At 62.0% G+C, this 8,168-nt stretch carries 9 protein-coding genes; 2 read left to right on the top strand and 7 right to left on the bottom strand.

Annotated elements, in window-relative coordinates; genetic code table 11:
- Positions 1-647 precede the first annotated feature (647 nt).
- Positions 648-812, bottom strand: coding sequence for a hypothetical protein (locus SGJ19_04510; protein ID MDZ4779493.1), 165 nt, complete (start codon positions 810-812; stop codon positions 648-650).
- A gap of 225 nt (positions 813-1,037) precedes the next feature.
- Here SGJ19_04510 and SGJ19_04505 point away from each other — a divergent pair, with 225 nt between their 5' ends.
- Together SGJ19_04505 and SGJ19_04500 are read left to right on the top strand one after the other, a co-directional pair.
- Complete coding sequence (locus SGJ19_04505; protein ID MDZ4779492.1) at positions 1,038-2,585, top strand: hypothetical protein; 1,548 nt, start codon at positions 1,038-1,040, stop codon at positions 2,583-2,585.
- 107 nt (positions 2,586-2,692) lie between these two features.
- Entirely contained in the window at positions 2,693-3,571 is an 879-nt protein-coding gene (locus SGJ19_04500) for a carbon-nitrogen hydrolase (protein ID MDZ4779491.1), read from the top strand.
- A 32-nt stretch (positions 3,572-3,603) separates the two neighbouring features.
- On the opposite strand, the gene SGJ19_04495 is transcribed toward SGJ19_04500, so the two are convergent.
- The 6 genes from SGJ19_04495 to SGJ19_04470 all read right to left on the bottom strand — a co-directional run.
- Complete coding sequence (locus tag SGJ19_04495) at positions 3,604-4,041, bottom strand: DUF2007 domain-containing protein (protein ID MDZ4779490.1); 438 nt, start codon at positions 4,039-4,041, stop codon at positions 3,604-3,606.
- A gap of 30 nt (positions 4,042-4,071) precedes the next feature.
- Positions 4,072-4,806 carry a glycosyltransferase gene (locus SGJ19_04490; GenBank protein MDZ4779489.1) on the bottom strand — a complete coding sequence of 245 codons (735 nt, stop codon included), beginning with the start codon at positions 4,804-4,806 and terminating at the stop codon, positions 4,072-4,074.
- An 86-nt stretch (positions 4,807-4,892) separates the two neighbouring features.
- Positions 4,893-5,216: a hypothetical protein gene (locus tag SGJ19_04485; protein MDZ4779488.1), complete on the bottom strand. Its 324-nt coding sequence runs from the start codon at positions 5,214-5,216 to the stop codon at positions 4,893-4,895.
- A 312-nt stretch (positions 5,217-5,528) separates the two neighbouring features.
- Positions 5,529-6,275 carry a class I SAM-dependent methyltransferase gene (locus tag SGJ19_04480; protein ID MDZ4779487.1) on the bottom strand — a complete coding sequence of 249 codons (747 nt, stop codon included), beginning with the start codon at positions 6,273-6,275 and terminating at the stop codon, positions 5,529-5,531.
- A gap of 50 nt (positions 6,276-6,325) precedes the next feature.
- A complete protein-coding gene (locus SGJ19_04475) occupies positions 6,326-7,330 on the bottom strand; it encodes an NAD-dependent epimerase/dehydratase family protein (GenBank protein ID MDZ4779486.1) in 1,005 nt (334 codons plus the stop codon).
- The coding region (locus tag SGJ19_04470; protein MDZ4779485.1) for an AMP-binding protein at positions 7,327-8,168 on the bottom strand (842 nt) is incomplete at its 5' end. The genes SGJ19_04470 and SGJ19_04475, both read right to left, overlap by 4 nt.

The raw sequence follows: 8,168 nt of genomic DNA, 5'->3' as shown, positions 1-8,168 counted from the left end.
GGCGCCAAACGAGAGCGCCAGCGCCGCAGCGCATGAGATCCACGATCTCTTCCTCATGATGTTCTCCCAGATACTTTTGATGAGACGATCCCCTCCCAGACGAGAACCGCGAACGGATTCCCGCATTCCTCAACTGTGCCTCGCTCCCTCTCCCACCTTGGCGGTGAATCGCTTGGACGAGCGATGCACCTACTCACTCTGTTTTCAGTTCAGAACGACGCGCGAAATCGCCACGCCGCTTCGGAAAGTCGTGGATCCATGACGGACGGTCGACCGAAATCTCGACCGTGCCGTCATGCGAATGTTGCCTGAATCTCTGCCCGAACGGGCAATCTGCGGACAAATTCACCCCTCCCCCTGTCGGCTATAGTGCTTACAGGGGTTAGGCAGGGAACACTCACATAACTTAATCATTTTTCAACACTTTTCCATATCCAAGTGCTAAATAACCATCTTTTTTCCGGGAATTTTTATTCACGCGAAATACTTCACAAAAACTATGAAGTTACTGGCACATTCGAGAGGGAGTGCCAATTTCAGACGCCGGCCGAGTGGCCTTACGCGGAGCGTTCGCCACGGGAGAAGTCGTGGCGACGGTGTGGCAGTGAGCCAAGAAACGGGGCAGAAGACTTACGCCCCTTGCTTAACTATTGAGTCGATCCACAGACTTGAAGTTCAGTCGCAAGTCGCAGCGAAGAAACGCTTTCCGTCGCGAGCAGTGCTTCGATGCGATCGTTCAGCGCGTCCAGTCGCCCCAGGACGTCGTCCTGTTGACGTTCCATTTCCTGCAAGATGTTTTCGTTCGATACCATCGGCGCGGCGGCGGGAACTGGGAATCGTCGTTACTTCGCCAAACGGGACGGCGAGGTTGGCTAGCTCGTACCTTCATCGGCCGTCATAGCCACGTTCCCCAATGAATGCCTCCCGCCAATTTCCTACCGCCATCAAATGACCTTCTGGCCGTGGCACTGGGTTGCTAAGCTCTCGCCCCCGATCAAATTGCGCTTGAACGGCGAAGCCCGTGCCAAGGAGGGCACATGACCTCGATCGCGACATCCAGATGCCGACTGACCGCCGTGATTGTGGTCGAGGACGCTTCGGCAGACCTCCGGGCGTCGATGTTCAGCGTGGCTCCCGCGGCCGATGAAACCATCGTCTTGAATGTAAGCGGCCACCCGCTGAAGGCGAGCGTACCACCAGGCGTCACGTCGCTCGAGCGCGATCCGGATGATCCGGCGGCCGCGAAAAATGACGCCCTGGCCGCCGCTCAGGGCGATTGGATTCTTTTCCTGAACGCAGGCGAATCACTCGCAGCCGAAGCAGCTCAGTCAATGTGCGCATGGCTGTGCACCCAGCCGACGCTGGACGCAGCATATTGGTGCTGGCTGGATCTTCCCCCAGCCACACCGGACCTGCACGGAGAGCAAGTCGCCGTGATGCGGCTTTTCCCCAAGTGCGGGGGCCTGCGTTTTAGCGGCATCGTGCGCGAAACGGCGCTCCCCGCGATCGAAGCGCTACAGGTGCGCGTCGAGCTGTCTGACTGGCGCATAGCGGCGCCGAGCACAGGACAAGACGCGGCGGCCGTCGAAACCAGTGCCAGGCAACTGATGCGCTTGGCTACCATGGATGTACAACAGGTGGGCATGAATCCCCGCGCGCTGGTCGCCAGCGCCGAAGCGCACGCCACTTTGGGCGACCGCACTCGCGCCACACAGCATTATTACCAGGCCCTGCGCCTCGCGGACCGCGGTTCGTTGGATATGTTGATCGCCTACTACGGCCTGTTGGGCCTGTTCCGTGGCGATGAATCGGACCGCCGCCAGCAGTTGGCGGTCTGCCTCGAGGCGCTGGAGACCTTCCCCTACGACGCGCAACTGTTGTGCGCGATGGGGGCGTATCTCCAGCAACAGGATCACCTGGAACTGGCTTGCCGGTCATTTCAGGCGGCGTTCGAGATCGGCCAGGTCGAGCCGCGGGCGATTCATCTCCGCGATCTGCCGGCAATTGGCGCGGTCAATTGGAGCCTGCTGCTGCAGATTCGCGGCGAGCACGAGCGCGCTCTGAGGGTGTTAGATCAAGCTTGCCAGCGGTTTCCGCAAGTTAGCTCGCTCGCCAGGCGAAAATTGGAATTGCTCGTGCAACTCGGACGCGATTCTGAAGCGTTAGCGGCAACATCGAACGTCGCGCAAGACGGCTCGGGCGTTGAAGCAATGCGCATCGGCGTTCGCGGGGCCTGTCTCGCGGCGCAAGGGAATTGGATTCCGGCGCTGGGCTATCTGCGAACCGCATACGAGGCGGGCTGTCATGATCCGATTTGCTTGCGGTGGTTGACCATCGGCCTGCTGGCCCTCGGCCAGGCGGACGCGGCCCGGCCGGTGCTCCAGGATTGGCGCGCCGCGGCGCCTAGCGACGTCGAAGCCGCGCGTTATCAGGAAGAACTCGACAAGTCGGTCGCGAGCCCGGCGATTCGCGGACGACAAAAGGCTCGCTCCGTGCGCGTGGATAGCGCGCAGCCCGCCCCCGAGGCGCTCATCAAATTGCCCGGTGCTCCAGCGGGAGCCACTGCCGCGCAACCTGGCGTGTGAGCAAATTGCGATCCATCGCGGCATAGCGGCGGCTTCACCCGCGTCCCCTCGGCCGGTACGATCAAGCGTTTCACCGCTGATGTGCCGCGTCTTTTCAGGGAATCGCCATGCCCACCGAGAGCCCAGCGCGCGTCCAGGTCGCGCTCGTGCAGATGAAATGCGTCGAGGCCAAAGGGCCGAACGTCGAGAAAGCGCTCGCGCGGATCGGTGAAGCCGCGGCCGCCGGCGCACAGATCGTCTGCTTGCAGGAGATCTTCGCCGGGCTGTATTTCTGCCAGACCGAAGACCATCGGATGTTCGCGCAGGCGGAACCGATCCCTGGTCCGACGAGTGAGGCGCTTGCGGCCGCGGCGAAGCAACACGGCGTGGTGGTCATCGGCTCGTTGTTCGAAAAGCGCGCGGCCGGTTTGTACCACAATACCGCGGTGGTGTTCGACGTCGACGGTTCGCAAGTCGGGCTGTATCGCAAGATGCACATTCCCGACGATCCGTTGTACTACGAGAAGTTCTACTTCACGCCCGGCGACTTGGGCTTTCGAGCTTTTGACACGAAGTTTGGCCGCATCGGCGTCTGCGTTTGCTGGGATCAGTGGTATCCGGAAGCGGCGCGATTAACCGCGCTCGCCGGTGCGCAGATGTTGTTTTATCCCACGGCGATTGGTTGGCACCCCAGCGAAAAGGCGGAATACGGAGTGAGCCAACACTCCGCGTGGGAAACGATGATGCGCAGCCACGCGATCGCCAACGGCGTATTTGTCGCCGCGCCGAACCGTACGGGAATGGAAGGCAACATCGAGTTCTGGGGCGCATCGTTCATCAGCGACCCGAACGGCAACGTCTTGGCCCGCGCGTCGCATGATCGTGAGGAGACGTTGATTATCGAGTGCAACCTCGACCAGGTCGACGTCGTCCGGACGCATTGGCCGTTCCTGAGAGACCGCCGCATCGACGCCTATAGCGATCTGACGCGGAGATATCTGGACTGAATTCCAATGTGGACGTCAGGTCCAGCGGCAAGCTAGTCAGGTCCGCCAGTCTCTTCCCAATCGAAGTCGGGTTGATCGTCTCCCACATCAACATAGGCGGCGCATTTTGGACAGAATTGAACAGTCCCTTGCAACGCCGTGGGGAATTCCGATTGCGCTTCGCACTCCTCGCATGTGACGCGAATCACATGGTCGACCGTCCTGTCCGGCTGACGCTCAGCCAGTCTCCGCTCCGACTCTTGTCGTTCGAACTCCTCAAGAATTGGCGCCGCTCGATTCGTTTCCGATTGCTCAATCCAGACCTTCGGCCGATGGAGTTGTGAGGCCAAACCTCCCCACCAAACGCCTATTTGTGAGACATCCTCTTCCACAGCCGCTTCGATGCCAGCGTCAATCAGTAGATTTTTCAACAAGTGCGCTTCGATGTTACTTGCGGCGATATACGCTGCCACCGGATTTCGCAACGCCATTTTCAATGTCTCCGTCGATTGAGTGATCGATCAAGTTGACGCGTCGCAGGTCGGCGCCAACATGTCCGGCTTGCGTTCGCCGTACCAGAGGTCGAGGCCCTCGCGCTGCTTGCTAGGCTTGCCGCATTGGCGGACGAATGCGCGCCCGACGGCGGTGAGGACTTCCTTGAGCGAATGCGCCCGCAACTTACGGCCCGAGGTGACTACGGTCGGGCGCGGCACGACGAATCTACCTTGGCGCTTCCAAGCTCGAATTAAACCGACTTCTTCGCCGGCATAGTGGTCTTCCGAAAAACCGCCGGCTTGGAAGAATGCCTCGCGGTGACAGAACAGGCAGCACCCGCCGACGAACTTGAAGCAACGCGAAAACACGACGCCCGGCGGATAGATTAGCTTCGCCCACAGCGGGACCTGGCCGTCGAAGCGGAACAGGCAGCCGCCGGCGACGGCGCCTTGTTGCAAAGCGGCCAGCGATGCGCGCACGGCGTCGGTGTTGACCAGCGTGTCCGCGTCGACGAAGAAGAATATCTCTCCCTGAGCTTCGCGCGCGCCAGCGTTGCGCGTGGCGGAGATGTGCCGGTATTCGACACGGATCACACGCGCTTGGGCTGCCGTGGCGATCTCGCCGGTGCGATCCGTCGAGGCGTCGTCCACGACGATCACTTCGTACGGTTCGCCGACGGCGCGCGCCGACTCATGGATCGCGCCGAGGGAGGCGCCGACGTGCGCCTCTTCGTTGTGCGCAGGGACGATGAATGAAATCATCGTGAATGGCCTCGAAACGGTTCCGGTCGTCGCTGTTCCTCCGCATTTTATCGCCGGGAGCCTCCGGAAACCATCACGTCGACGAACTATCGCTCCAGGAACGAGTGCGGCCGAAAGTCGTCGCCGCCGTTCAGAGGAAAGAAGTGAAACGCGGCGACTGGCTCGTGACACTCGCCCGGCGGGGCTTCGTCAATTTCGTCGATAAATACGGGCGCGGCGTTGGTGAAATGACTGAAGACTGCTGCCGACAAGGCCGGCGCTGCGCGGACCACCTGCGCCGCGAGATTTGCGGCCACGGCGGGGTCCGTTGCCCAAACATGGCAGAGCACCTTGAATCCGCTCGGCTGCGAACGGCCCTCCAGCTCCATCCACGGCCCTTCGCCGCTCACCAGGACCCGATAGTTTGGCATGGGAAGGGAACACTCCAGGCAGCGGGTCCGCGTGGAAGCCTGCGCCCTGGGAGGCAGCCGACCTGCTAGCACGGAGCGGACGTCAGGCGGGGTAAGCGGGAGGATTACGACGTTCGAGGCGGGGACGCGCGGCTCGTCTGCTATCTAGAGCGTTTTTCCGGACCAATCCGGACGCCGAAGACAGCGGATTTTTGAGAAATCGAAAGATTCCCCAGGAATCTAAGCGGCTTGCGCGACCCAACAAAGCGCGCCGAGATAGCGCGACCGTCGCAGATGGCCATTTCCGCCTCTCGCAGCAAGGAAATAACCCCTTTACTCTTCTCCTCTCACCCCGCGTAGCACCGCCCACATCGCCCTGCTCCAAGGTGCATCGACCTGCGAGAACCCTGCCTGGCGGAAATACTCCAGCTGGGCCTCGATCGTCTCGTGGCAGTCGTCGCCGCTTTTCCGGGGAGCGTCGAAGTGGACGATATTCCGCTCTTCCCACCGGCGCCAATTTTCGGCCATGGCGTCAGAGAGGCGACCTGCGGCGATTTGCTCGTTCTTCCACGTCGACCAGTTCAACATGTGTTGTCGATAGGCCGCCGGGATGGGGTCCCGGACTTCGTCGCCGTTAAGCAGTACGCCGCCCGGCGCCAGGGCTTGAAAGCAGCGGGCGTAACAATCTCGCTTCTCCGCCGGGTCCAAGTGGTGAATCGCCGACATGCTGACAATTGCCACGGGGCGCTCGGGAAGCTGTGAAGTCCAATCCTCCTGTAATCGAGCTGTAAGCACGCCGCCGCGCGCACCGAACGGGGCCATGCGGCGGGTGGCAATCTCGAGGAACGCCACCGATTGGTCGACGACCAGCACTCGGCACTCGGAAAAGCGCTCAAGCATGCGCTGGGCCAGCCGCCCGCTGCCGCCGCCGGCGTCGACGATCAGGCCGCGCGTCGCGTCGACCTCGGCCAGCAGATCGAGAATGGCGTCCTGGACGGCCAGGTACTGCGGATGGATGTACTCCGCGGCGCGATCGAACTCTTCGGCGAGGTCTGTTTGATTCCAGCGGTACTCGGCCATCGGTCGAAAACTCCTGATGCTTAGATCGCAAGCCCGACACGCCAATTGCGTCAATGGTTCGCACGCGACCTTCTCAATTCATCGCGCAATCGCGCCATCCCCGTGGCGGTGGAAACGATGGGCGCGTAGCGGAGGTCCCTCCGCGCCGCGGAAATGTCGAAATAGTGCGAAGTGCTGAGCTGCGCGGCGAGGAATCGCGTCATCAGAGGCTCGCTCTGGAGCCGCAAGAGCGAGTAGACCGCTTCCATCGCAGCGCCGATGCGCCACGCCGCTTTAGCACTCAACGATCGTGCGACGGGCGGCAAGTCCGCCAACGCGAGCACTTCGTTGTGCCAGGTCCAGCAATTCACCGGCTCACCTTGGCTGATGAAATAGGCCTGCCCGCAAGCGGGGCTTCCTTGACGAAGGGCGTCGGCTGCGAGGAGATGCGCATGGGCCGCATTTTCCACGTACACCATATCAATCAAGTTCGTTCCGTCGCCGACGCGGCGCAGTTGCCCGCGCCGCGCGCGATCGATCAGCCGCGGGATCAAATGCTGATCGCGCGGGCCCCAGATCAAGTGCGGGCGCAGTGCGCAGGTCAGCAAGCCGTTTTCGCCGTTGGCCCGCAGAACCATTTGTTCGGCGAGCGCTTTGGTATGTGGATAGTGACATAGCCAGCGCGTGGCGTATGGCACCGACTCGTTAACGCCGCATTGATCGACGCCGTTGAACGTCACGCTGGGGCTGCTGCAGAAAACAACCCTTGAGACGCCGTGCGTGCGGCATCCCGTCAACACGTGCCGCGTGCCAAGAGTGTTGATTTCGTAGTAGCGTTTCCAAGGTCCCCAGATGCCGGCCACGGCGGCGACGTGAAATACGGTGTCGACGCCACGGCAGGCCTCGACGACTTGCGTCTCGTCGCGAATGTCGCCCTTGAAGACTTCGACGCCGAGTTGGGCCAACTCGGGATAGTCGCCGCGTTGAAGCGCGCGGACCTGGTCGCCGCGCGCGATGAGCTGTTCGACAATGTAGCGACCCAGAAACCCGCCCCCGCCGGTGACGAGCGCCTTCATGATGTCGAACTCTTCGCCAGTTGCTTCTCCGCCCAAACGGCGAGCCGCTCGCGGAAGATCTTGGCGTTGTGGCGGATATCCACCGGCAGCGCGGCCATGAACAGGAAGTCAGTGATTCCCAGCGTGTGTTGCTGTGCACTGCCCAGCTCGCGCAGTTGCTGCACGAATCGCTCGCGTGCCTGTGCACCGCGCGGCAGCTTGCCGGGCCATGGTTCGATTACGATCGCCGGACGCTGCGCGCCGCATGGGCCAATGCCGACGAGCGCGCTACGAAACACATCCGAGTGCCCATTGAAGATCGCTTCACACGGAATCGTGTACATCGGGCCGCTGGCCGTCAGCAGGCGGTGCGCCATGCGGCCGCAGAACCAAAAGCGATCCGCGCCGTCGAAATAACCGACGTCTCCCATCCGGTGCCAAATGCGATGGCCATCCTCGATCTTAGCGAGCGCGTTCGCTTCGCGCCGCGTGACGTACTCGCGCGTGACCACTTCGCCGGTGACGATCAACTCGCCGATCTCGCCCGCGGGCACGGGTTCGACTTCGTCGATCGACGGCAAAGGCCCGTCCACCGGGCGGATAATTTTCCAGTCGATGCCTGGGAACCTTCTCCCGACGCACGTGCCGGCGCCTTTGGCGGAGAGCGAGGCGGTCTCTTCCAGCACTTCGCGGGCCGAAATCGAAGCGACAGGCAACGCTTCCGTCGCGCCATAAGGCGTGTAGACTTCCCCGTCGATGGGCAGGCAATCGCGCACCATCTTCAATACGCGCGGCGGCACCGGCGCGCCGGCGGAGAGGACGCGTTTTAGCGTCGGCAGCTCGATGCGCTCCTGCTGGC

Source organism: Planctomycetia bacterium, from assembly GCA_034440135.1.
Taxonomy (GTDB): domain Bacteria; phylum Planctomycetota; class Planctomycetia; order Pirellulales; family JALHLM01; genus JALHLM01.
The sequence above is the reverse complement of the archived record's forward strand: the minus strand, read 5'-3'. Positions and strand labels throughout refer to the sequence as shown.